Consider the following 1583-nt stretch of genomic DNA (forward strand, 5'->3'; position numbering starts at 1 on the left):
ATAACTATTGTCCAATAGATAAAAAAGATAAGATACTCTGTGTGGTTAGTTTTAGCTATATTTGAACGATCGCTACTAGATTAACATAACCTTTGGCCTTAGCATCTGGTAAGGATAATAGAGCAGATATTCGAGCGACTTGCTGTTTCTTAACTAGAGCACCTCTAGCAATTAGCAGGTCAGCTACCTCCCAATTTTTCAGTTTGATAGCATCATCCAGGGGAGTAAAACTAGCCTTTCTTCTAGCATTAATATCTGCACCCCAGTCTAGTAATAATTCCACAACCTCCTTCAAGTTAGATTGTACTGCTGTATGCAAAACAGAGCGATCGCTTTGGTCTCTAGCATTAACATCAGCATCGTTAGAAATTAACAGTTGGGCGACCTCTGTCTGGCGACGCTCTATAACTTCATGCAAAAGAAGATCGCCCTGTTTGTTTTTGACAAGATTAACATTGGCGCTATTAGCAATTAACAGCTTTGCCTTTTCCATACAGGAATTTTCCAAAGCAAAAGTTAGGGGAACATTACCATTATTGTCTTGAGCATTGACATCTGCACCAGCAGCGATCGCTAATTCGACTAAATTCAACGAGCCATTTTTTACAGCTTGATGGAGGATAGTCTCGCCCTTTTTGTTTTTAGCGTTAACATCGGCACCGTTGAAAATCAACATTTCTGCAATATCAAGTTTGCCTGTGGATAGTGCCAGAAACAGAGGAGTATTGTTCCTACTATTGCCATCAATATCAAAACCTTTAGCAAGTAATAACTCTACAAGTTCGACATTACCACGCTCGACTGCCAGATGCAAAGGAGTCGATCCGTACTTATCTTTGGTATTGATATCTGCACCCCCAGCAATTAACAACTCGACAACCCGAAAGTAACCATACTCAACTGCACGATCTAAAGGAGTTTCTCCATACTTATCTTTGGCATTGACATCCGCACCACTGAAAATCAATATTTCAACAATTTCTTCTATCTCTCCCCAAAATTTTTCCATGATGAAGTGCAACGGGGTACGGTCATATTCGCAGTCTCTAGCATTAACATCTGCACCCTTAGCAATGAGAAGTGCTGCGATGTCTATATCCCAAACCACATTGAGTGGAGTCCCCATTGAAGCAGACCACAGAGCATCACCAGTTCGAGAACCCTCTCCGCTGTAATATAATCCCCCTTCGGTACGCTTAATATTAATATCTGCTCCCCGCTCCAACAAAAGTTTCACGACATCGAAATGAGATTTCCATACAGCGCAGTGGAGGGGAGTAATTCTATCTTCTCCTCCAAAAAGGTTGAGTTTAGCTCCATTATTAATCAGATATTCCGCAATATCTCGATGCCCGTTAGCCGCAGCTAAATGTAGCGGTGTGAAGTCCTTGATTACTCCCATAAAATACTGCGAAATGAATCCTTGGCGTGAGTAGTTAACATCTGCACCTTGGCGAATCACTAACTCAACAAGTTGTTTATATCCTTTTTCTACACACCAAATTAGCTCAGTTTCCAGACTGCCTCCCATCTTAATATCTGCACCTCTAGAAATTAGTAGATCTACTATATCTTGAAGACCT

The 1583-nt window shown here is 41.1% G+C and carries 1 protein-coding gene; it reads right to left on the reverse strand.

The features are described from left to right. Positions 1 to 55 precede the first annotated feature (55 nt). On the reverse strand, positions 56 to 1583 hold a 1528-nt coding region (locus AC3DU7_RS01365), incomplete at its 5' end, for an ankyrin repeat domain-containing protein (RefSeq protein WP_488037576.1).

The organism is Okeania sp. (genome assembly GCF_983059655.1).